This is a genomic window from Campylobacter sp. JMF_14 EL1 (genome assembly GCF_027737585.1).
Lineage (GTDB): Bacteria > Campylobacterota > Campylobacteria > Campylobacterales > Campylobacteraceae > Campylobacter_B.
The window spans coordinates 88,525-111,406 of record NZ_JAOVTW010000001.1; the positions used below are offsets into that span (position 1 = coordinate 88,525).

Consider the following 22,882-nt stretch of genomic DNA (forward strand, 5'->3'; position numbering starts at 1 on the left):
ATGAAATTTAGGGTGAAAAATGGATTTAACTACCATAAAAAACGAAATGTTAAAAAAACTAGAAAACGCTCAAAACGCCGAAATTTTAGGCGCGATTAATGCTCTGCCAAAATTTGATTGCGAGGTGAATTTTGGCAATACCATAAGTGCGAAATTTGACGCAAACGAAGAGCAAATGGAGCAAATCAGGCAAATTGCACTATCACTAAAACCTTGGCGCAAGGGGCCTTTCGCGCTAAATGAGCTTTTTATCGACAGCGAGTGGCAAAGCTTCATCAAATTTAACCTTTTAAGAGGGCATATTGATTTGGCGGGCAAAAATGTCGCAGATGTGGGGTGCAATAATGGTTATTATATGTATCGTATGCTAGGCCTTGGCGCGCGTAGCGTCACGGGCTTTGATCCTAGCGCGCTATTTTATCTGCAATTTTTGTTTTTACAGCATTTTATGCACGCGCAGGCGATTTTTGAGCCGCTTGGCGTGGAGCATTTGCCGTTTTATGGGGCGAAATTTGACACGATTTTCTGCCTTGGGGTGATTTATCATCGCTCAGATCCTATCTCTATGCTAAAACAGCTCAAATCTGCGCTAAATAGCGGTGGCGAGGTGATTTTAGATACGATGTATATAGATATGGACGGGGATTTCGCGCTTACACCAAAGGGCGGGTATTCTAAGATCTCAAATATCTACTTCGTGCCCACTATCGGCGCACTTAGCAACTGGTGCGAAAGGGCGAAATTTAAGAATTTTGAAATTTTAGAAACCAAACAAACTGATTTTAACGAACAGCGAAAAACCGAGTGGATTGACGGCCAGAGCTTGGAAAATTTCCTAGATCCAAAAAACCCAAATCTCACTATCGAGGGTTACCCTGCCCCGAAACGAGTCTATGTCAAAATCAGCCTGTAAATACGCAAAATTTTACAAATAATTTTGCGTATTTTGTCAAATTTGGCGAAATTTGCAAATAAATCATAAATTTTAATCAAATTTTTCTCTCTTTTTTAAAGCTTAATTTTAGTTTAATATTGGTAGAATTAAAAGTTTAGTTTATAATTTACAAAGGTTTTCTATGAACGCTCAAAATTTAATTCCATATTTGACCGATTTTTTGGCCACAGAACTTGAAAAAACAGGAGCAGACGCTTTCGTAGTCGGAGTCAGCGGAGGACTTGATAGTGCCGTAGTATCGGCGTTATGCGCCCTAACAGAGATCCCAACTCACGCCCTAATCATGCCTATGCCTAGCTCAAATTTAGCAAATTTAGGCGATGCGATTGAGCACTGCGATATGTTTGGTATAGACTACGAAATCCAAGAAATCGCCCCATTTATGGAGGCTTTCGCTTCGCTTGATACTGGCGCAGACAAGCTAAGAACCGGAAATTTTGCGACAAGAGTTCGCATGGGATTATTATATGATTACAGCGCAAAACACCGCGCAGTCGTAGTCGGAACAACAAATTTGAGCGAAAGAATGCTAGGATATAGCACGATTTATGGTGATTTAGCGTGTGCCTTTAACCCAATCGGCGAAATTTTAAAGACAAAAGTAAGCAAACTTGCCGAAGCACTTACAATTAATGAAAACATAATCGCAAAAACTCCGAGTGCTGATTTGTGGGAAAACCAAAGCGACGAAAGAGAGCTTGGATATAGCTATGATATCCTTGATAGCGTGCTTAGAGACATCTTCTCTCGCCCTGAACTTCGCGAAAAAATTAGAGGCGGCAAAGAGATTATAAAAGATGATTTAGCATACTTGCTTGATTCGAATCACAACGCTGATTTATGCAAATTTATCACAAATAGAATGATAAAAAATAGCTTTAAATTACGCATGCCAAATGTAGCACAAGTAGATCCTAATGCTTAGGATTTCACATGAGGCAAATACCCTTTTTTAAAGCGCAGGTTGATGATAAAGAAGAATCGCTTATACTAAATGCTCTTCACAATCCACAAATAAAATACTCAGAAATTTTTGAAAACAAAATTTGTGAGTATTTTGGCGTGAATTACGCGATCTCCACTACTAGTGGCACTACTGCGCTTCATCTTGCGCTTTGCACACTTGGCGTCAAGCGCGGAGATAGAATTTTATGCTCAGTTAATTCATTTCCGCATGTAGCGGCGGTTATTAGGCATTTTGATGCTGAGCCGATATTTGTAGATATCGATACCAACACCTTTAATATCACCCCTGAAAGCTTTACAAAAGCTATCGAGCTAAACAGACACAAAAAGCTAAAATGCGCCTTTATCTCGCACACAGCTGGGCTCGTAACCGATATGGACGAGATTTACGAAATCGCTAAAAAAGAAAATATCACTATCATAGATGACGCTTCTAGGGCCACAGGTGCTACATACAAGGGCAAAAAAATCGGCTCGTTTGAAAACTCGCTGTTTTCGTGCTTTCAGATAAATCCACAAGCCCAAGACGCAATCTCTACGGCTGGATTTTTCGTCACAAACAACGAAGGTTTGGCAAATTCTGCCAAAATTTTGCGCAATAACGGAATTGTAGGCGAAGCGTTTTATGAGGACGGAAATTTAGGCTTTACTTACAATGTAGATCGTATCGGTCAAAAATATGATTTAAACTCGATAAATGCGGCATTTGCGCTATCGCAACTAGAAAAAACAGATAGTTTTATCAAGCGTCGCCAAAATATCGCAAAAATGTTTAGGAAATCCTTGGAAAATTGCCCTCATATCGAGCTTCCTACCGATAGTGCGGAGCATATTTACACACAATTTATCATCAAAATCGACAAAAACCGCGATGATTTCGCGCGCGAAATGATTTCTAGGGGCATTGATGTGGGGCTTCACTATGTGCCATTGCACCTGCTAAGCTACTACAAATCCAAGTATAATTACAAGGTCAATGACTTCCCAAATGCGCTAAAAAATTATCAGCAAATTTTATCTTTGCCGATTTATGCCTCGCTTAGCGATGACGATGTGGCGTATATCTGCGAAAAAATTATAGAAATTGCGAGAAGCCGTGTTTAAAATTTGGCTCGAAAAAAATTTATACGATCCGGGCGTTATTTGGCTTATAATTTCATTTTTTTTGCTTCCACTCTCAATCATTTTTGGCTTTATTCAGATGATTAGGCGCGCCCTAATTAAGCCCAAAGATTATGGCATAGCAGTAGTAAGCGTGGGAAATTTAACCCTTGGCGGAAGCGGTAAAACTCCGCTTGTGGGGGCGATTTTTACAGAATTTAGCCCCGAGATTCCTACTTGCATAATACTGCGTGGATACGGCCGCAAAAGCCACGGACTACAATATGTGGCGAAAAATGGCGAAATTTTATGCGACATAAAAACCAGTGGCGATGAAGCCATGCTCTATGCCAAAACCCTAAAAAACGCAAGCGTTCTTGTGAGCGAAAACCGCGAAAATGCCATAATGCAGGCCAAAAAAGATGGCTTTGCTCTCGTGATTTTAGACGATGGATTTTCTAAATTTCATATAGAAAAATTTGAAATTGTTTTGCGCCCTAGTGATTCGCCACTTTTGCCCTTGCCACTGCCAGTCGCAGGCTATCGCTATCCGCCAAATTTCTACAAATTCGCAGATTTTATCCCAAGTTTGGACGATATAAAATCTACGAGTGAAATTTCAAATTTCCCAAATCCACACACCGATAAGGAAAATACGATTTTAATCAGCGCAATCGCCAAACCATGGCGTCTAAAAGAGTTTGAAAAACACGCCAAAGCTAGTTTTTATTTCCCAGATCACTATGATTTTACAAAAGATGAAATTCAAAATTTACTTCATAAATCTAGTGCCACGCATATCATTTGCACCGCCAAAGATTTCGTCAAGCTCGAAAATTTCGGGCTAAATATCAGCGTAATCGAGCTTAAAACCACGCTTAGCGAAAATTTCAAAAACCAAATCAAAGCCTATATTACTAGCAAACTAAACCACTAAATTTGGAGAAAACAATGATAAAATCAAGTCAAATCGCAGAAATTATCATCTCAGCCCTACCTTATATCCGCAAATTTCGCGATAAAATTTTCGTCATCAAATACGGTGGCGCAGCCCAAACCGACGAGGTTTTAAAGCTAAATTTCGCCCGCGATATCACGCTTTTGCACATGGTTGGTATCAAGGTCATCGTCGTGCATGGCGGCGGCAAAAAAATCAACCAAACCCTCGATTTACTGGATATCAAAAGCGAATTTTGCGATGGTTTGCGCGTAACAAGCAAAGAAGCTATCGAAGTAACCGAAATGGTGCTAAGCGGACTTGTAAATAAAGAAATCACCGCGCTTCTTAACCAAAACGGAGCCCCTGCCATAGGCATTAGTGGCAAGGACGGCTCGCTTTTGAGGGCGAAATTTTTAGACCGCGAAAAATACGGCTTCGTAGGCGAAATCACAGATGTAAATACAAAAGTCATTTATGATTTGCTAGATCGCGATTATCTGCCTGTCATCGCGCCACTTGCTGGGGGTGAAAATGACGAAAATATCAGCTTTAACATAAACGCAGATCTTTGCGCTAGCAAAATTGCTAGCTACCTAAAAGCCGACAAAGTGATTTTTCTAAGCGATATCGATGGCGTGCTAGATAAAGAGGGCAAACTCATTAGCAAACTCGATGAAAATTCGATCTCGGCTTTGAAAAAAGACGGCACGATTAGTGGCGGTATGATACCTAAAATCGATGCTTGTTTGGAGTGCATAAACACAGGCACCAAGGCCGCTCACATAATAAATGGCAAAATCCCACACTCACTTTTATTAGAGCTTTTCACTGATACTGGTATCGGAAGTTTGATTAGATAAGGAGAATTTATGAAATTAGTTTCCACACGAGATTTTAGCGCCAGCGCCACACTTAGCGACGCACTACTAAGCCCGAGTGCTGCATTTGGCGGACTTTATACACCGCGCGAGTTGCCAAAACTTACACCTGAATTTTGGAGTGAGTGCAAAGAGCTTAGCTACAAACAAATCGCTTTAAAGCTTATAAAAGCCCTAGATTTCGACATTTCGCCGGAGGTTTTCAAAACCGCTCTTGCTAGGTATGATAATTTCGAAAACCCTGCCCTGCCGCTTGAAATTTCTAAATTTAACGATAACACCTATATTTTGGAGCTTTATCACGGCCCAACACTTGCTTTTAAAGATATGGCGCTTCAACCTTTTGGCGCACTTCTTGGCGAGCTAGCGGCGCAAAGAAATGAAAAATACCTCATAATCTGCGCTACTAGTGGCGATACTGGCCCAGCTACGCTTGAAACATTTGCAAACGACCCAAATATCAAGGTTGTCTGCCTCTATCCAGCTGGCGGGACGAGTGAAATTCAGCGCCAACAAATGGTAAAACAATCAGCCAAAAATTTAAAAATTCTAGGCATTAAAGGGAATTTTGACGACGCGCAAAGAGCGTTAAAATCGCTACTTAGCGATGATGATTTTAAAAACGAGCTAAAAGCTAATAATCTTTGCCTAAGTGCGGCAAATTCTGTAAATTTCGGCAGAATTTTGTTTCAAATCATCTACTACATTTACGCTAGCGTGCAATTTAGCAAAAATCCAAAATTTAGCGCACACGATAAATTTGATGTAATCGTGCCAAGCGGAAATTTCGGCAACGCCCTTGGTGCGTATTTCGCCAAAAAAATGGGGGCAAATATTGGCAAAATCAAAATCGCCTCCAACGCAAACAATATCCTAACTGATCTAATTAAAACTGGAATTTACGATTTGCGTGGCAGAGAGTTAATTAGCACGATTAGCCCTGCAATGGACATTTTGATTAGTTCAAATGTCGAGCGCGTGCTGGCTGATTTATTCGGCGATAAACGCACAAAAGAGCTTATGGCTAGCCTTGCGCAAGATAAATTCTACGCCCTTAGCAAAGATGAGCTTACTAAGCTTCAAAGCGAATTTGAGGCCGGTTTCACAAGCGATGATGAGTGCTCGAAATTTATCAAAGAAGCTAGCAGTAGCGGCCGTCTCATCGACCCACACACTGCAAACTGCTTCAAGCTTTTAGGTGGCGATACACCGACACTTATCGTTTCTACGGCGAAATGGATAAAATTTACCCCGTCGATGATAAAAGCGATAAAATCTCGCCCATGCGAAGACGAAAAGGCCGATATGATCGCGCTTTCAAAAGAATTCAAAAGCGATATTCCAGCGCAAATTTCACGCCTTTTTGCCAGCCCTGAAATTCACACGAGCATAATCGAGCAAAACGAGATTAAAAACACGATTATTGATTGGATAAAACTATGATTATAATACCTGCCCGCCTAGCCTCAACTAGGTTTAAAAACAAAATTTTATGCGAATTTGCCGGTGTGCCGATGTTTATCAGAACAGCGCAAAACGCCGCCAAAGTCGATAGCGTGCTAATCGCAGTCGATGATGAAAAAATCCTGCAAATCGCTAAGGATTATGGATTTCACGCCGTTATGACAGATCAAAACCACCAAAGCGGCACAGATAGAATAAACGAAGCTGTGAAAAACGCAAATTTAGGCGATGATGAAATTTTAATCAATGTCCAAGCCGACGAGCCGTTTTTTGAGACACAAAATTTAATTAAATTTAAAGAATTTGCCACCAGCGCGATAAAAAACGGCGCATTTATGGCTAGTTGCTACAAAAAAATCGACCCCACAAGCGCGCAAGATCCAAATTTAGTCAAGGTGATTTTGGACAACCACGGCTTTGCGATTTATTTTTCACGCGCGCCGATACCTTATCCAAGAGCCGAATTCAAGGACTATTTGGGGCATATTGGAATTTATGCGTATAGCGCAAAAACCTTGCGCGAATTTTGCGCCCTACCGCCTAGCGTGCTAGAAAATACCGAGAAATTAGAGCAACTTCGTGCCCTAAGTGCTGGCAAAAAAATCGCAATGTTGCAAATTGCTACAAACAGCGTCGGAATCGACACGCAAGAAGATTATGAAAAAGCGCTGAAAATTTTTGGGAAATAAAATGGATTTTAACGAATACAAAAATGCTGTCCAAACCCTGAATTTATGGGCGAGAGCGTATTACACGCAGGATAATCCAATCGCTAGCGACGAAGAATACGACGCGCTATATAGCAAGGTCGAAATCTTCGAGCGCGCCCACCCAGAGCAAATTTTGCCATACTCCCCTACTTTGCGTATCGGGGGCGAGCTTAGCGAGGGTTTCGAAAAGCTTTCTCACGGCGCGCAAATGTGGTCTATGGAGGATATCTTTAACGACGGCGAACTTTTGGCGTGGCTTGGGCGTGGCGAAAAGACAAATTTAGAATTTTATGTCGAGCCGAAATTTGACGGAGCTAGCCTAAATTTGACCTACAAAGACGGTATTTTAATCTCTGCTGCCACGCGTGGGGACGGCAAAATCGGCGAAAATGTAACCGCTAACGCAAGAGCGATAAAATCTATCCCACTTCAAATCCCATATAACGAAAAAATCGAAATTCGTGGCGAAGTTTTGATTGCTAAAAGCGATTTTGACGCTCTAAACGATGAGCGCGCGCAAAATGGCGAAGTGCTGTTTTCAAACCCGCGCAACGCCGCAGCTGGAAGCCTTCGCCAGCTAGATAGCGCGGTTGTAGCAAGGCGAAAACTTCAATTCATACCTTGGGGCGTGGGAGAAAATAGATTAAATTTCACACGCCATAGCGAGATTATGGAGTTTGTGCGAAGTCTTGGCTTTAAGAGAGACGATTTTAGGCGAATTTGCGCGAGTGCAAATGAAATCCGCAAGGCTTACGAGGATTTGCACGCCCTGCGCGATAAAAAAGATCTGATGTTAGATGGCATGGTGCTTCGCATAAATGATGTCGCAAAGTGCGATTTGCTGGGATACACCGTGAAATTTCCGCGTTTCATGGTAGCGTATAAATTCCCAGCTATCGAAAAGGTTACAAGGCTAAAAGACATTGTTTTGCAAGTAGGTAGAACGGGCGCAATCACCCCTGTGGCGGTGGTCGAAAGCGTCAATATCGACGGAGCAAATGTCAGCAACGCTACGCTTCATAATTTCGATGAAATCGAGCGTTTGGGGCTGATGAAAAACGATTTTGTGGGAATTATACGAAGCGGCGATGTAATCCCAAAAATCACAAGCGTCTTTGCTGGGCGCAGAGACGGCTCGCAAACGCCCATAACTCGCCCTAGCGCGTGTCCTGTATGTGGCGGTGGTCTGCTCGATGAGGGCGCCTTGATAAAATGTCAAAATTTGGGTTGCAAAGCACGGATTGTAGGGGCTTTGATCTATTTTTGCTCAAAAAAATGTATGAATATCGAAGGGCTAAGCGAGGCTACGATTAGCTTGCTTCATAGCCTTGGCAAAATTAACGAAATCGCCGATATTTACGCGCTTAGCGAAGCTGATTTTGCGGGGCTTGAAGGCTTTAAAGATAAAAAAATTTCAAATCTCTTAAACGCTATAAATTCGAGCAAGGGCGCGCAGCTTTATCGCTTCATCAGCGGGCTTGGTATCGAGCATATAGGCGAGGTCGCAGCGCGCAAAATCGCCGAGAGTTTTGGCGAGAAATGGCTAGAAGCTAGCTTTGAAGAGGTGCTAAATTTAGAAAATTTTGGCGAGGCTATGGCAAAGAGTTTTTGCGAATTTTGCGCCGAAAACGAAGAAAAAATTCGTAATTTAATCACAATCATAAATCCACAAATTTCTAAGAGCAAAACCACGCAAACCGCCTTTACAGGCAAGACTATCGTGCTTACTGGCACCATGTCGCGCTCCAGAGATGAGATCAAAAACTGCCTTTTACAAATGGGCGCAAAGGTTTCGGGCTCAGTATCAGCCAAAACCGATTTTGTGATTTATGGAAGCGAGGCTGGAAGCAAGCTAGATAAGGCAAATGCTCTTGGCGTGCGCACACTAAGCGAAGATGAGTTCGAGGAAATGGCGCGTGAGATTTGATAGTTTCGTGGCCCAGGCTCTAAAAATCAGCCGAAACAAAGCCCAAAATCTCATTAAAGAGGGCAAAATTTTGCTAAATGGCGAAATTTGCGACAAGCTCTCAGCCGAAGTAGCAAGTGGCGAGATTAGCGCGACAGACGAAATTTTCGTAAGCCGTGGCGCGCTGAAATTAAAGGGATTTTTAGATGAAATTTCGCTTGATATCACTGGCGTGCGCGCCCTAGATATCGGCTCATCGACGGGCGGATTTGTGCAAATTTTGCTAAAATACGGCGCAAGCGAGGTCGTAGCCCTTGATGTGGGAAGCGCACAGCTAGATGATAGCTTACGCTATGATCCGCGTGTAATCGTGCGCGAAAACACCGATATCAGGGAGTTTGAAAGCCAAACGAGTTTTAAGCTAATCACCTGCGATGTCAGCTTTATCGGGATTGAGAAAATTTTGCCTAGTATTTTGCGCCTTGCTTCGCGCGATATAATCTTGCTTTTCAAACCGCAATTCGAAGTCGGCGTGGGCGCGAAACGAGATAAAAAAGGCGTCATAAAAAATCAAAAGCTAGTAGAGCAAGCAATGGCGAAATTTGAGTTAAATTGCGCTAAAATGGGGCTTATAATGATACAAAAACTCCCTTGTCAAATCAAAGGCAAAGAGGGAAATCAGGAGTTTTTCTATCATTATAAAAAAGGAGAATAGATGAAATTTAAACAAATTTTAATTTTAACTTTAACTATATTTTTCCTAGGGGCGTGCGCCAAAAGCATTTCGCCAAACGCGCCTATCACGCGGGATTTTGACATAGCTAAATTTTGCGGTGGTTGGTATGAGATAGCCCATATCAAGGGCTTTGGGGGCGAGTTAGAAAACACAGCTTATGAGATTTTCGTCGATAAAAACGGCTCGATAAATATGCTAAAATCAGCCCAAAGCCAAAGCGGAAAAATCAAATTATCTAGCGAAGAACTAGCCTTTGTAGGCAAAAAATCCGAGGGAAATTTAGTTCGCAAAGGCATGATAAAAAATGCCAATTTTAGCGTCGCTCAAACCGATGTGGATTACAGCTACGCGCTCATTTTTGGCGAAAACACAGGCGAGCTTTATATGCTTTCGCGCACCAAAACCATGCCCGAACTCATCAAAAATATCTACCTAAACAAAGCCAAAGAAAGTGGCTATGACACCCAAAAAATCGTATGGACGAAGCAAAAATGAGTGAGCCTAGCGAAATTTCAATCCTAGCCAAATTTGGCGAAAACGAGAAATTTCTAAATTTAAATGGAGCGAAAAAAAGCGAGATTAAAGCCCTTGCTATCGGCAATTTCGACGGATTTCACAGGGCTCATCAAAAGCTTTTTGACGCTCTTGGCGAGCATGGCGGCATAATCATAGTCATCGCTGATACTGCGCCCAAACTCACGCCACCTAGCCTAATTAGCCAAATTTGCGAAAAAGAGATTTTTTACTGCGATTTAGCTAAGGTGAAAAATTTAAGCGGAGCCGAATTTATCGCGCTTTTAAACGCAAATTTTCCAAATTTGGAAAAAATCGTAGTCGGAAATGATTTTAAATTTGGCAAAAATAGAGCCAGCGACGCAGAGTTTTTGCGCGCGAATTTCGCCGGCGAAACGCTCATAATCGACGAGTTTAAAATCGACGGTGTGGGCGTGCATACGAGGCTGATTAAGGAGTTTTTAAACGCTGGCGAGTGCGAGAAGGCGGCGCAGTTTTTGGGGAGGGAGTATGAAATCTCTGGCAAAGTCATCAGCGGTCAAGGTCTTGGTGCAAAGGAGCTGTTTGCGACGCTAAATCTGGATGCTAGCGAGTTTTATATGCCAAAATTTGGCGTTTATGCCACGCTGTGCAGGGTAAAAAACAAAATTTACAAAAGCGTATCTTTTATAGGGCACAGGGTCAGCACGGATAGCAATTTCGCCATAGAAACGCACATTTTAGGGGAGTTTGGCGCAAATTTCACGCCAAAGCGTGCGAGCGTGAAATTTATCAAATTTATCCGCGAAAACAAAAAATTTGCAAATTTAGGCGAATTAAAAGCGCAAATTTCAAGCGACATCGCCCTTGCTAGGGAAATTTTAGGAAACAAATATGAAAGATGAAATTTTCAAAACGCCGATAAAAAAGCAGTTCGAGTTCGACAAAAGCGTCGCTAGCGTCTTTGATGATATGATTTCGCGCTCGGTACCGTTTTACAAACAAAGCTCCGAGCTTGTTTGCGAGCTTTTGGCACGGATTTTGGCTCATGGTGCCAAAGCCATAGACCTTGGCTGCTCGACGGCTGGGATTTTGCTTAGCTTGTATCAAATGCGCCCTGATTTGGCACTTTTTGGCGTGGATAACTCCGAAGCAATGCTAGAAATCGCCGCGGCAAAAACCGCTGCTTTTGGCGCGCAGATAAAATTTTCGTGTGAAGATATCTTAGAGTGCGATTTTAAGGGCTTTGACGCCGTGATTTTAAACTACACTTTGCAGTTTATTCGCCCGATAAAACGGGCGGAATTTATGCGCAAAATTTATGAAAATTTGGGCGAAAACGGGGTTTTGATTTTCGCTGAAAAGCTCGTTTATGAGGATAAAACGCTTAGCAAAAATATGATTGAAATTTACGAAAATTACAAAGAAAATCAAGGCTATTCGAAGTTTGAAATCGCCCAAAAGCGCAAAGCGCTCGAAAATGTGCTGATCCCATACACAGAGAGCGAGAACAAAACGCTCGCGCTTAATGCTGGATTTGCCAGCGTGGAAATTATCTTTAAATGGGCGAATTTCGCTGTTTTCATGGCGAGAAAATAGGCGAATTTTGCCCCTTATTTTTTGGTAACACTGCCCCGAAAATTTGTGTTTTGCAAATTTATTGCAATCTGGAAAGTTAAAATTTTAAATGACTTTAAATCCATAAAATAACTTTCAAATAGCGAGCTAGACACTTACGGCTTTAAGCCCACCACAAAACGGCTTTTAAATGTCGCGGAGCCTGGCTTTCGCAAGCATAGTGGCAAGTTCTAGCACGAGCGAAAAATTACAGCGCGACACTATGGCGAAAATCGAGCGAAACGACAAAATTATAAAAGCAAATTTAGGCAAAACCACGCCAAATTTAAGCGAAGCGCTAGCTAGTGGTTTTAAAATTCAAAACTACACAAAAGAGCTAAGCCATGCAATCGATGAAATGTTAATTAAAGAAAACAAAAACACCTATAAATTCTATCAAAAACGGCGAATTAAGCGATTTTGTGAAAGAAAAAATGAAAGAAATTCTAGGGATAGATTTAGAAACAAACGAAATTATAGTAACAAAAAGCAAAATAACACATTTTTCACCAAAAAGAAAAGACGAGTATAATCAAGGCTTGCGAATTGATGAGATTAAACAAATCCTGCAAATTTTAGCGGACAACAATACATTTAAAACTATCGATACAAAAAAGAAAAATATAATTTTTTGGTTTAATGACGAAAAAGACAAAACAAAAATTAATAAAATTGTGCTTCAATTAAACTATAAACTAAAAACAAAAACAAAAAATATAGTAATAACGCTTGGAAAAGTAAGCAAAGAGAATATAAATGAAGCGAATTATATTAAAATCTAAAAGCGGTGGGAGTTGCACCCACAATACGAACTGCTACCCGTCGAGCGGACACTTCCCGGCTACTATGTTACCGCCATCAACTTTTAGATTTAAAAAATAATTTTAAAGTAGCAGTTAAGAGTTGCACTCAACCATAATAAGGCTTTCGCCTCCTCCTCTGACTACCTGAGGCATTGCTACTTTAATTTATTGTTATTATATATTTTTTTTATAATTTTGTCAAAAAAATATAAGGAAATTGGAGCCAGAGTGGCTAACTCTGGCACAAAAAGCTAAGGCGCACCGCACAAACTCGCCTTTTAATTTCCTACTTTATAGCCAGAATTTCGGTGTTATAGCGATATATAAAGCTTTTTGTTTCCCGGCATTATACCAAAAAGGACAAAAAATGCCAAAAATTTATTATTTCGCCTGTCTAAGTGGTGGCAAAGATAGCTCTGCTATGGTGGATTTACTCTTAAAAAATGGCTATCCTATCGACTATATCATTTTTAACGACACTTTGGCTGAATTCTCAGCCATGTATGAATATCTAGCCAAATTTAACGCCCATTTAAAGGCTAATTATGGGCGAGAAATCACTATTTCGCGCCCATATCGATATTTATGCTTAATTTACTCATATTTTCCCTTGATTTTAAAATTTAAGTCAGATAGCCTATCTCCACACGCCTCTGGCGCGCACTTCGCCACTTATGCAAATTCCATTTCGCATGACGCAGTTATTTTGGGAGCTCTTAGCTCTTTGTGTAGTTAGGTGCTGTGGCACGGGCGCAGGTTTGGCGACTCTGTTTTGCTCATGCGCGCCAAAGCGACGCCCGCGGTGCTCCTCGTAGCGCGGCGGTAGTGGTCTGCGTCGTAGATTGCCCTCCTCTATGATAGTGATACCATTGCCGAAATTCTGTTCGTAGCGGTATCTTGGCGGGTGATTTACATAGACCTTTTTTTCTGGTTGGATTATGATTATGTTTTGTTCGCTCTCTTTTTTAGGTTCTGGGACAGGCTCTGGCTTTGGCAGGGCTTGCAAATCAAAATTTTGCGCGAGCCTAGTCGTATCATAACCGCCAAAACCGGTTATATTTTTTAGCTGATTTTCATCTGTGATTTCGCGCGATTTGCGGTAGTTTATGAGCATGTCCGCCCTGCCCGCATCAAGCCCGCCAATGGTCATTAGCTCGTATCTAGTCGCGTCGTTTATGTTGATTTTGCCCCACAAAGAAGCGCACAAAAACAAAAAAACAAAAAACTTTTTCATAACTTTCCTTTTTTATGAAATTTAGCCAAATTCTAGCGCAAATTTTGATAATAATGTGTAAATTTATGGAATTTCAATTTCGCAAATTTAGCGTTTGGAATTTTTAACTCGTAGATTGCCACGCTCGTTACACTCGCTCGCAATGACAAATTAAACAAAATTGCTCGCTAGTGTCATTGCGAGAATTTGCGTAGCAAATTCGAAGCAATCTACGAATTTAAAATTTCGGCGCAGTGTTTTGGCAGAAATTATGAAATTTAAAATTTTGCAAATTTAGCGTTTGGAATTTTTAACTCGTAGATTGCCACGGCGACTTTGTCGCCTCGCAATGACAGATTAGAGGCTATGGAATTTCTCTGGATTGCTTCGCTTTGCTCGCAATGACAGCGAATTTAGCGTTTGGAATTTTTCGTAGTAAAAAGCAAATTTGCGAATTACAAAATTCGCAAATTTGAGATTAAATTTTATTTGAATAAATCGGTAGAAAGGTATCTCTCGCCTGTGTCATTTAGCGTAGTTACGATGATTTTGCCACGATTTTCGAAGCGATTGGCGACGATGTTTGCCGCATAGACATTTGCGCCGCTTGAAATGCCCACTAGCAAGCCCTCTTTTTGTGCCAAAGTCTTTGCAGTCTCGAAAGCTGCGCCATTTGCGACCGCGATATACTCATCGATTATGTCTAAATTTAGGTTTTTCGGTATGAAATTTGCGCCGATTCCTTGTATTTTGTGGCTTCCGGCGCACCCTCTACTAGCTAGTGGCGACGAATCAGGCTCGACCGCGATTACCTTTAAATCAGGGTTTTGCTCTTTGAGATATTTCGCTGTCCCGCTTAGCGTGCCTCCCGTGCCAAATCCAGCGACTAAGATATCGACTTTGCCGTCTGTATCGCGCCAAATCTCAGGGCCAGTGCTCTCGTAGTGAGCTTGCGGGTTGGCTGGGTTGTCAAACTGGCTTGGAATAAAGGAATTTGGGTTTTCCTCGGCTAGTTCGTTTGCCTTATCCACGGCACCCTTCATGCCAAATTGCGGATCTGTGAGCACGATTTTCGCGCCAAAAGCCGCGATTAGCTTTTGTCTTTCGATACTCATCGAACTTGGCATTGTTAGGATTAGTTTTAGCCCCATTTTCGCAGCTACCATGGCTAGTCCTACGCCCGTATTTCCGCTAGTTGGCTCGATTAGGATTGTGTCTTTGTTGATGAGGTTTTGCACGAAGGCGACCTTGATGATATTCCACGCGATACGGTCTTTGACCGAGTGGCTTGGGTTTAGAAACTCAGCTTTTGCAAGTATTGTCGCGTTTTTTGAAAAGGTATTAATCCTAACTAACGGAGTGTTGCCGATTAAATCTGTTACATCATTTGCTATTTTCATTTTTTTCCTTTTTTTATCGTTGTGAAACTGCGCGCAGCCCTAAATCAAATACTAAAATCCAAAAATTTAGTGCTTTCTTCCTTGTATTCTTCAAATTTGCTAATTGATTTGTTAAAAATTTCTAGCAGTTTTTCATCATACTCTTTGAAAAAAAACTCTAAATTTGGGTTTAATAGCTTCAAATTTGTAAGTTTAAAGTCCTTTTCCATAGCCTTGAAAACATCGGCAAATGTGATATCCTCGATATCTCGCGAGAGATAATATCCGCCGTTTTTGCCCTTTATACTCTCGATCAATCCACCGCCTCTAAGGCCGTTTAAAATCTGCTCCAAATAGTTTTTTGAAACCAAAATTCTATCTGAAATTTCGCTAATGCTAATCGGCGAAATTTCACTAGCTTTGGCGATTTCTAAAATCGCCATTAAGCCATACACGCCTTTTGTAGATAAAAGTGCCATATATTCCCCTTATTTCGTTGCTTTTTCGATTGCGTTTTTAAGATCATTAATCAAATCGTCAGTGTCTTCTAGCCCCACGCTAAGCCTGATTAGCCCCGGAGTAATGCCCGCACTAAGCAATTCCTCGTCGCTTGATTGTGAGTGAGTTGAGCTAGCCGGGTGAGTGATGACGGATTTGCTATCGCCGATATTTACGACAACGGCAAAAATTTTCACCTCTCGCATGATATCATCAGCTACTTTTCTGCTTCCGGCATCAAAGCACAAAAGCCCGCTACATAGCCCCTCGGTAAAATTTTCGCTCACAAATTTATTTAATGGCGAACTTTTTAGCCCTGGGTAATTTACGCTTTTTATCGCTGGGTGAGATTCTAAAAATTCGGCGATTTTTTGCGTTTTGCGAGAGTGTTCTTTAACCCTCACGCTTAGGGTTTCAAGCCCCTGAATCAACTGCCACGCGCTAAATGGGCTCATCGTCGCACCGATATCGCGAAGCAAACCAAGGCGAATTCGAAGCGTGAAAATGTCGAAATTTTCTACCAAATCTGTATAAACTAGCCCATGATAGCTCTCATCAGGCTCGTTGAAATCAGCATATCTTGGATTAGCTAGGATTTTTTTGTTTGTGCTAGCCCCGCTTACGACAGCACCTGCGATGGTTAGCCCTTGACCGCTGATATACTTGCTCGCACTATGCACGACGATATCGGCGCCTTTTTTGATAGGATTAAACAGCACTGGCGTGGCGACTGTGTTATCCACAATGCTGATAATGCCGTATTTATCGGCGATTTCGATGATTTTATAAAAATTTGGAATTGCCACTTGCGGATTTGAAAGCGTTTCAAAGAAAATCGCCTTTGTTTTATTATCAATCAAGCTTTCTAAATCGTCCGCGCTGTCTGCGTCGAACATACGCGTCTCAATGCCAAATTTTTTAAGCGTATGGAGCATTAAATTCGAAGTTCCGCCATAGACCTTTTGCGCCATAATGATATTATCGCCCGCACTTGCGACATTTGCGACCGCATAAAACGAAGCTGCTTGACCGCTAGCAGTGCCAATCGCCGCAACTCCGCCTTCTAATGCTGCAATGCGCGCCTCGAAAATATCGACCGTTGGGTTATTTAAGCGCGTATAAATGGGACCAAGCTTTTGCAAAGCAAATCTAGCTGCCGCCTCCTCGCTCGTGCCAAAGTCAAACGCTGTGGTTAGATAAATCGGCACAGCCATTGCACCATAACCCTCTTTTGAGCTGTATCCTGCGTGAGTTGCTAGTGTTTCGAAGTTAAATTCCGCCATTTCTCCTCCTTAAATTTTAAAATTTTCGGAGATTATAACAGATATTTACCAATAAGTCAATAGATAAAATATATTTTGTAAAACCCCTATTTGCAACAGTTTCAAAAAAATATAGTTTTAATAATATATAGGAAAAATATGCAAAATAAAAAATAAAGCTAAATTTGGTATAATCGCACTTTTGATTTCAAAGGATAAAATTTGAGCCAAATAAATGAAAAAAGCGATCGTATCAAATACATCCGCGCCTTAGAGCGCTTCGCAAAATCGGCAATTTCGATTTTAAAACGAGATGATTTTGACGAAAATTTATTTAAAATTCGCGTGATAAAAAACTACGAAGTTTTAAAAAAAGTAGAAGCTGTTTATTTAGATCAGCCCTACACGAAATCGCTCGAAAACTTCGTAAAATCGGTCTTGGCGCACAAGGGCAAAGACGAGCTGATAAAAGAGGCAAATTTGCTAGAAAAACTCAAAAATTCAAAAACTTACAAAAAAGAAAAACACAAGGGCAAATTTAACGATGAATTTTAAAGTAAAATTAGCGCGCAAAGCGCGCCACTACTAGCGTCGGCCTAGTGAGGGCGCGGGGGCGGGTGGCCATCGCAACTCTGAGCGCCGCCCCCCGCAAAAAAATAAAATTTATGGAGTAAAAAATGAAAAAAGTATTGATTTTAAGCGGGGCTGGGCTGAGTGCTGCTAGCGGGCTTCGCACATTTAGGGAGAGTGGCGGATTATGGGAGCAATACAGCGTGGCAGAGGTTTGCTCGGTGCCTGGGTTTTTAAAAGATAGAGCGAAGGTGCTTAAATTTTACGATGAGCGCAGGGCGCAATTAGCAGGTTGCGAGCCAAATTTAGCACACTACACAATCGCAAAATTAAAAAAAGAATTTGGCGAGGCTATCGTCGTGCAAACCCAAAATGTCGATGATCTGCTAGAACGCGCTGGGTGCGAGGGTGTAATTCATTTGCACGGATTTTTGCCCGAAATTCGCTGTGAGGCGTGCGGGCATGTCCAAAATATCGGCTACGCGCCAATAAAGGGGCAAATTTGCGAAAAATGCGGGAGCGAAAAAATGCGCCACAATATCGTTATGTTTGGCGAGCAAGCCCCGCACTACGCCGATTTATACGAGGCGTTGCAAGAGTGCGAAATGTTCGTCTGTATCGGCACGAGCGGAGAAGTGCTTGATGTAGCAGGCTATACAAGATACTTTAAAATCAGCGTTTTAAACAACCTTGACGCCTCGCGAATTGATAAATTTTTCGATAAATGCTACACCCAAAGTGCCGTTACCGCTGCGCCAAAATGGGAGAGTGATATTAGAAAATTTTTGCAAGGCGAGGCGCATGAAAACGATAATCTTTGATATGGACGGCACGCTACTGGATAGCAAAAAGGCCATTTGCGAGAGTATAAATTTCACTAGAAATCGCCTTGATCTCGCACCTTTGGAGCATGATTACATAATGAGCGTGATAAACGATCCCGCACAAAACCCCTTTATCGCGCTATATGGTACAGAGAGCGTGAGCGCGGAGCTAGGGGCTGAATTTATGGCTGTGTATATGGGGAATTACCGCAAATTCGCCCTGCCCTATCCTGGGATTTTGGATTTGCTAAAAAAATGCAAAAATGCTGGCTTTTTCGTCGCCCTAGCCTCGAACGCCCCACAAGCTAGCCTTGCTAGCATAGCCGAATTTACGGGGCTAAGCGAGTTTTTTGACTTTATCGTGGGCGAGAGCGAGAGAGTGCCGCACAAACCAGATCCCGCTATGATTTTAGAAGTTTTGAAAAATAGCAAATTTAAAAAAGCAATTTTTTTAGGCGATAGCAAAAAGGACGAATTCGCCGCCAAAAGGGCAAATATCCAGTATCTGCAAGTAAGCTGGGGCATGGGCGAGTTTAGAGAGGGCGTAAAAAACGCAAAAACGCCAGAGCAGGCGTGGGAGATTATCGATAAATTCTAGCTTGGATTAAATTTAATTTTGCTATAATCGCTAAATTTTTTATCAAAAAAGAAAGAAATAATGGACAAAATCGATCAAATTATGCAAAATTTCATCGCTAGTTGCGGATACAGCGTGGCTAGCGAAATGTTTTTGACTCTTAGTTCAGGCAAAAAACTGCGCTCAAAACTGCTTTTAAATATCGCCGGAGAGAGCGAAGAGAGCCTAAGACTATGCGCTATTACCGAGCTTATTCAGGCTGCTAGCCTGCTGCATGATGATGTCATCGACGAAAGCGTAATGCGTCGCGGCAAACCCTCAATCAACGCAACAGAGGGCTCTAAAAACGCCGTTATGCTCGGCGACATACTCTACTCCAAAGCTTACAGCGAGCTTTGCAAATTTCCTGCTTTCATCGCTACTTCGCTAAGCTCAGCCGTCACCAAACTCGCAATCGGCGAAATGATGGATGTCAAAATGTCGCAAAATTTCAACTCTGACGCCCAAAAATACACCCAAATGATTTATTACAAAACCGCCGTTTTCATTGAGGAAGTGGCAAGAAGTGCGGCGTATTTGAAATTTGGCGAGGGCGCGGAGGTAGAAAAATTTGGCGAATATGGCAAAAATTTAGGCCTTGCCTTTCAAATAATCGATGATATTTTGGATATCACGCAATCAAGCGAAGTGTTAGGAAAGCCGAATTTAGGGGATTTCAAAGAGGGTAAAACGACGCTAGCGTATATTTATCTATACGAGAATTTAGGCGAAAATGATAAAGAAAAACTAAAATCGTTTTTCAAAAAAGAGCTAAACGAGGGCGAAATTTCGTGGCTTAGGGCAAAATTTAGCGAGCATAAAATCATCGAGCGTTGTATAAATGAAGCGAAATTTTTGGGCACTAGCGCAATAGAAGCGATAAAAGATTTCAAAAACGAAAAGCTTATACAAATCGCTGAAAATATGATAAATAGGGAGTTTTAATGGCTTATATGAGTGTGAGTTTTACTCACAAAAACACAGACATTACAGTGCGTGAAAAGCTATCTTTCACAAACGATGTGCGAAAAAAAGAAATTTTGCGACTTTTATGCTCGAACGCGAGTATCAAAGAGTGCATGGTGCTAAATACCTGTAACCGCGTGGAAATTTTCGCTAGTGTAAGCGATTATGAGGCTGCGTCGAAATTTACCCTGCTTGCGCTATCTCGCGTCAGTGGCGTGGGGCTAGACGAGCTAGAAACCAGGGCTGATTTATACGATGATGATGGCGCGATTCATCATCTTTTTTCGGTCGCGAGCTCGCTTGATAGCCTAGTTGTCGGCGAAACGCAAATCGTAGGCCAGCTAAAAGATGCGTATAAATTTGCGCTTGAAAACAACAACACAGGCGAGGATATCAAAAGCGCAATCGACGCTTCGCTAAAATGCGCCGCTAGCGTGCGCACAAAAACCGAAATTTCCAAAAATCCAGTATCTGTTTCAAGCGTGGCAGTATCCATGGCAAAAGAAAAATTAGGCTCGCTTCAAGGCGAGGAAGCCATAGTGTGCGGGGCTGGCGAAATGAGCGAGCTAGCGTGCAAACACCTGCTCGCAAGTGGCGCGAAGATTACAATTTTAAACCGAAATTTAAAAAACGCCGAAAATTTAGCCAAAAGCCTAGGGGAAGGCGTGAAATTTGATAGCCTTGAAAACCTAAAAAAATATGTCAATATCAATAGACTATTTTTCAGCGCGACAAGCTCCGCTACGCCCATAATCACCGATGAAATCATTGAAGCCAAAAATTTCAAACGCTACTTTTTCGATATCGCCGTCCCGCGCGACATAGAGCTAAGCCAAAGCGAGGATATCGTCGTATATAGCGTCGATGATTTAGAAGAAATCGTCAAAAACAACCTAATCTTGCGCGAGGAGCAGGCCCACAACGCCTATGCGATCATCGGAGCGCAAACCAGCGAGTTTTTCGATAGCCAAAACGCCAAAGCAGCCACCCCACTTATCAAGGCCCTACGCGCCAAAGCCAGGGATATAGCTGAAATCGAGCTAGAAAAAGCTATCAAAAAGGGCTATTTAAAAAACAGCGACAAAGAAGAAGCCAGAAAGCTAATTCACCAAGTTTTCAAATCATTTTTGCACACGCCAACGACAAATTTGAAAAATTTAAAGAGCAAGGACGAGATTGATTTCGCGACAAATTCGTTAAATGAAATTTTCGCCCTTAAAGAAAATTACGAAAAATTTTTAGACTACGAAAATAGCAAAACAATGGAGAATAAAAATGAAATTTAGCAAACTTTTTGCACCGACATTTAAAGAAGCACCAAAAGACGCCATTTTGCCAAGCCATATTTTCTTGCTTAGGGCAGGATTTATCGAGCAGCTAGGCAGCGGGCTTTATAATTTCATGCCACTAGGAAAAATGGTTTTAAACAAAATCACGCAAATCGTGCGCGAAGAGATGAATAACGCAGGCGCGCAAGAGGTCGCATTTAGCGTGGTTACACCAGCTGATGCGTGGAAAGCAAGTGGCAGGTATAACAAATACGGCAAAGAGCTTTTGCGCCTAAAAGACCGCAAAGAAAATGACTTCGTCCTAAGCCCGACAAACGAGGAAAGCGCCGTGCTAATGGTGGCGAACAAAATCACCAGCTACAAGCAACTCCCGCTTCATATCTACCAAATAAACACCAAATTTAGAGATGAGGCAAGACCGCGCTTTGGGTTACTTCGTGGTAGAGAATTTACGATGAAAGACGGATATAGTTTCCACGCAAACGAGGTTGATTTGAAGCGCGAATTTGATCTCATGGAGCAAACTTACACCAAAATTTTCACCCGTCTTGGGCTAAATTTCCGTGCCGTCGAAGCCGATAGTGGCGCAATCGGCGGAAGCGGAAGCAAAGAATTTATGGTGCTAGCAGATAACGGCGAGGACGATATTTTAGTCTGCGAAAACTGCTCTTATGCTGCTAATATCGAAGCAGCGCACCGCGCTAAACGCACAGCCCCTTGCGAAGCGCCAGAGACCGAGGGTATGATGAAATTTCACACGCCAGGCACCAAAACAATCGAGAGCGTGGCTGAATTTTTCAAAGTGGATAAATTTTTTACAATCAAAGCTGTGATGAAAAAAGCAATCTACGAAGATAGCGCAAAAATCGTGGTTTTCTTCGTGCGAGGCGACGATGATTTGCAAGAGACAAAGGCGCAAAACGCTTGTGGCGCGCTAGAACTAATCGACGCAGATGAGAGCGAAGTGCGCGAAGCTGGGCTTGTGCCAGGATTTTGCGGGCCGTTTGGACTGCCAAGGGATATTGATTTTTACATAGACGCCGAGCTTGAAAATGAGCGCGAAATGATAGCTGGGGCAAACGAAGAAAACTACCATTTAATCGGTTGCGCGGTTACGAATTTTAACAAAACTCGCTTCAAAGACTTAACTGAGGTCAAAGCTGGGGATAAATGCCCGTGCTGTGGTGGCGAACTACGCGTTACAAAGGGCATTGAAGTAGGACACATTTTCCAGCTAGGACAGAGATATTCAGACCCTATGGGGGCGAAATTTTTAGACGAAAACGGCAAAACACAGCCATTTTTCATGGGTTGCTATGGTATCGGCGTGAGCCGTCTAGTCGCAGTCGCAGTCGAGTCTAGCCACGATGAGAAGGGTTGCGTGTGGAGCAAAGAGCTATCGCCTTTTGCGCTAGAAATCATCATTTCAAATGCAAAAGATGAAAATGTCGTCAATTTTGCGACCGAGCTTTACGAGAAATGCCGAAATTTAGGCATTAACGCCCTGCTTGATGATAGAAACGAACGCTTTGGCGTTAAGATGAACGATTACGAGCTTATGGGCTTTCCATACGCCCTGCTAGTCGGCAAAGGCTTGGCTAACGGCGAAGTAGAGTTTATCGAGCGCAAAAACCTAGAAAAACAAAGCGTTAGCGTGGATAAAATTTTGGATTTGATTAAAGAAAAATTGGGTTAAA

General features: G+C 42.1%; 25 protein-coding genes. 21 read left to right on the forward strand and 4 right to left on the reverse strand.

Annotation, left to right across the window (positions count from 1 at the left end; genetic code table 11):
• The first annotated feature begins 19 nt into the window (after positions 1–19).
• The 15 genes from cmoB to OFN73_RS00520 all read left to right on the forward strand — a co-directional run bounded on the left by cmoB (position 20) and on the right by OFN73_RS00520 (position 13,304).
• On the forward strand, positions 20–913 hold the full coding sequence (gene cmoB, locus OFN73_RS00450) for a tRNA 5-methoxyuridine(34)/uridine 5-oxyacetic acid(34) synthase CmoB (RefSeq protein WP_442868092.1): 894 nt from the start codon (positions 20–22) through the stop codon (positions 911–913).
• 163 nt (positions 914–1,076) lie between these two features.
• Positions 1,077–1,880, forward strand: a complete 804-nt coding sequence (nadE, locus tag OFN73_RS00455) for an NAD(+) synthase (RefSeq protein WP_270861750.1) — start codon at positions 1,077–1,079, stop codon at positions 1,878–1,880.
• Between the two features lie 8 nt (positions 1,881–1,888).
• A complete protein-coding gene (locus tag OFN73_RS00460) occupies positions 1,889–3,025 on the forward strand; it encodes a DegT/DnrJ/EryC1/StrS family aminotransferase (protein WP_270861751.1) in 1,137 nt (378 codons plus the stop codon).
• Positions 3,018–3,959: a tetraacyldisaccharide 4'-kinase gene (locus OFN73_RS00465; RefSeq protein ID WP_270861752.1), complete on the forward strand. Its 942-nt coding sequence runs from the start codon at positions 3,018–3,020 to the stop codon at positions 3,957–3,959. The genes OFN73_RS00460 and OFN73_RS00465 overlap by 8 nt, the downstream gene beginning before the upstream one ends.
• A gap of 14 nt (positions 3,960–3,973) precedes the next feature.
• Positions 3,974–4,822, forward strand: a complete 849-nt coding sequence (gene argB / locus OFN73_RS00470; protein ID WP_270861753.1) for an acetylglutamate kinase — start codon at positions 3,974–3,976, stop codon at positions 4,820–4,822.
• Positions 4,823–4,831: 9 nt separating this feature from the next.
• Complete coding sequence (thrC, locus tag OFN73_RS00475; RefSeq protein ID WP_270861754.1) at positions 4,832–6,283, forward strand: threonine synthase; 1,452 nt, start codon at positions 4,832–4,834, stop codon at positions 6,281–6,283.
• Positions 6,280–6,993, forward strand: a complete 714-nt coding sequence (gene kdsB / locus OFN73_RS00480) for a 3-deoxy-manno-octulosonate cytidylyltransferase (protein ID WP_270861755.1) — start codon at positions 6,280–6,282, stop codon at positions 6,991–6,993. The genes thrC and kdsB overlap by 4 nt, the downstream gene beginning before the upstream one ends.
• Position 6,994: 1 nt before the next feature.
• Positions 6,995–8,941 (forward strand): NAD-dependent DNA ligase LigA, encoded by a 1,947-nt coding sequence (gene ligA, locus OFN73_RS00485; protein ID WP_270861756.1) that lies wholly within the window; start codon positions 6,995–6,997, stop codon positions 8,939–8,941.
• Positions 8,931–9,635 carry a 23S rRNA (cytidine-2'-O)-methyltransferase TlyA gene (tlyA, locus tag OFN73_RS00490; RefSeq protein WP_270861757.1) on the forward strand — a complete coding sequence of 235 codons (705 nt, stop codon included), beginning with the start codon at positions 8,931–8,933 and terminating at the stop codon, positions 9,633–9,635. Before ligA ends, tlyA begins: the two co-directional genes overlap by 11 nt.
• On the forward strand, positions 9,636–10,151 hold the full coding sequence (locus tag OFN73_RS00495; RefSeq protein ID WP_270861758.1) for a lipocalin family protein: 516 nt from the start codon (positions 9,636–9,638) through the stop codon (positions 10,149–10,151). It abuts the gene before it with no gap.
• Entirely contained in the window at positions 10,133–11,053 is a 921-nt protein-coding gene (locus tag OFN73_RS00500; RefSeq protein ID WP_270861759.1) for a bifunctional riboflavin kinase/FAD synthetase, read from the forward strand. Before OFN73_RS00495 ends, OFN73_RS00500 begins: the two co-directional genes overlap by 19 nt.
• Positions 11,043–11,747 (forward strand): carboxy-S-adenosyl-L-methionine synthase CmoA, encoded by a 705-nt coding sequence (cmoA, locus tag OFN73_RS00505; RefSeq protein WP_270861760.1) that lies wholly within the window; start codon positions 11,043–11,045, stop codon positions 11,745–11,747. Before OFN73_RS00500 ends, cmoA begins: the two co-directional genes overlap by 11 nt.
• Before the next feature lie 169 nt (positions 11,748–11,916).
• On the forward strand, positions 11,917–12,297 hold the full coding sequence (locus tag OFN73_RS00510) for a hypothetical protein (RefSeq protein ID WP_270861761.1): 381 nt from the start codon (positions 11,917–11,919) through the stop codon (positions 12,295–12,297).
• Between the two features lie 7 nt (positions 12,298–12,304).
• Positions 12,305–12,547, forward strand: a complete 243-nt coding sequence (locus OFN73_RS00515; protein WP_270861762.1) for a hypothetical protein — start codon at positions 12,305–12,307, stop codon at positions 12,545–12,547.
• A gap of 388 nt (positions 12,548–12,935) precedes the next feature.
• Entirely contained in the window at positions 12,936–13,304 is a 369-nt protein-coding gene (locus OFN73_RS00520; protein WP_270861763.1) for a phosphoadenosine phosphosulfate reductase domain-containing protein, read from the forward strand.
• Here the strand turns inward: OFN73_RS00520 and OFN73_RS00525 are convergent.
• The 4 genes from OFN73_RS00525 to OFN73_RS00540 form a co-directional block, all read right to left on the reverse strand.
• Positions 13,206–13,802 (reverse strand): hypothetical protein, encoded by a 597-nt coding sequence (locus OFN73_RS00525; protein ID WP_270861764.1) that lies wholly within the window; start codon positions 13,800–13,802, stop codon positions 13,206–13,208. The two genes, OFN73_RS00520 and OFN73_RS00525, sit on opposite strands and share 99 nt — an antisense overlap.
• A 464-nt stretch (positions 13,803–14,266) precedes the next feature.
• The gene (cysK, locus tag OFN73_RS00530; RefSeq protein ID WP_270861765.1) at positions 14,267–15,181 is read right to left on the reverse strand and encodes a cysteine synthase A; all 915 of its coding nucleotides are present in this window, start codon (positions 15,179–15,181) and stop codon (positions 14,267–14,269) included.
• Between the two features lie 44 nt (positions 15,182–15,225).
• A complete protein-coding gene (locus tag OFN73_RS00535) occupies positions 15,226–15,639 on the reverse strand; it encodes an RrF2 family transcriptional regulator (RefSeq protein ID WP_270858939.1) in 414 nt (137 codons plus the stop codon).
• 9 nt (positions 15,640–15,648) lie between these two features.
• Positions 15,649–16,941 carry an O-acetylhomoserine aminocarboxypropyltransferase/cysteine synthase family protein gene (locus tag OFN73_RS00540; protein WP_270861766.1) on the reverse strand — a complete coding sequence of 431 codons (1,293 nt, stop codon included), beginning with the start codon at positions 16,939–16,941 and terminating at the stop codon, positions 15,649–15,651.
• Between the two features lie 201 nt (positions 16,942–17,142).
• Here OFN73_RS00540 and OFN73_RS00545 point away from each other — a divergent pair, with 201 nt between their 5' ends.
• The 6 genes from OFN73_RS00545 (at position 17,143) to OFN73_RS00570 (ending at position 22,881) form a co-directional block, all read left to right on the forward strand.
• A complete protein-coding gene (locus OFN73_RS00545; protein WP_270861767.1) occupies positions 17,143–17,475 on the forward strand; it encodes a hypothetical protein in 333 nt (110 codons plus the stop codon).
• 122 nt (positions 17,476–17,597) lie between these two features.
• Complete coding sequence (locus OFN73_RS00550) at positions 17,598–18,311, forward strand: SIR2 family NAD-dependent protein deacylase (RefSeq protein ID WP_270861768.1); 714 nt, start codon at positions 17,598–17,600, stop codon at positions 18,309–18,311.
• Positions 18,292–18,912 carry an HAD family hydrolase gene (locus OFN73_RS00555; RefSeq protein ID WP_270861769.1) on the forward strand — a complete coding sequence of 207 codons (621 nt, stop codon included), beginning with the start codon at positions 18,292–18,294 and terminating at the stop codon, positions 18,910–18,912. Before OFN73_RS00550 ends, OFN73_RS00555 begins: the two co-directional genes overlap by 20 nt.
• Before the next feature lie 60 nt (positions 18,913–18,972).
• Positions 18,973–19,875, forward strand: coding sequence for a polyprenyl synthetase family protein (locus OFN73_RS00560; RefSeq protein ID WP_270861770.1), 903 nt, complete (start codon positions 18,973–18,975; stop codon positions 19,873–19,875).
• Entirely contained in the window at positions 19,875–21,182 is a 1,308-nt protein-coding gene (hemA, locus tag OFN73_RS00565) for a glutamyl-tRNA reductase (protein ID WP_270858945.1), read from the forward strand. The genes OFN73_RS00560 and hemA overlap by 1 nt, the downstream gene beginning before the upstream one ends.
• Complete coding sequence (locus OFN73_RS00570) at positions 21,172–22,881, forward strand: proline--tRNA ligase (RefSeq protein WP_270861771.1); 1,710 nt, start codon at positions 21,172–21,174, stop codon at positions 22,879–22,881. Before hemA ends, OFN73_RS00570 begins: the two co-directional genes overlap by 11 nt.
• Position 22,882: the final 1 nt, after the last annotated feature.